Here is a 320-nt window from a genome sequence, read left to right on the forward strand (position 1 = left end):
GGCGCAGGTCTGGATGACCTGCGCCGATGGGCAGACCGTCCTCAGAGAAAGCGGTCTGGCTGCGGCCGTAGACGATCTGCAGGAACAGCTCGCGCATTGCCACGTTGTTGGCATCGCACACCAGGTCGGTGTTCAGAGCTTCCAGAATGGTCTTGCCGGGCAGGATCTCGCCAGCCATAGCAGCGGAATGGGTCATGCCGGAGCAGCCGAGGGTCTCCACCAGAGCCTCCTCGATGACACCGTTCTTGATGTTCAGAGACAGCTTTCAGGTGCCCTGATGGGGTGCACACCAGCCCACACCATGGTTGTAACCGCTGATG

The 320-nt window shown here is 60.9% G+C and carries 1 pseudogene; it reads right to left on the reverse strand.

Going from position 1 to position 320, the window contains the following annotated elements:
- Nucleotides 1–320 (reverse strand): annotated as a pseudogene (locus P0G09_RS17015) (hypothetical protein); the annotation flags it as partial.

It is taken from the genome of Faecalibacterium sp. DFI.5.82 (assembly GCF_029076575.1).
Lineage (GTDB): Bacteria > Bacillota > Clostridia > Oscillospirales > Ruminococcaceae > Faecalibacterium > Faecalibacterium duncaniae.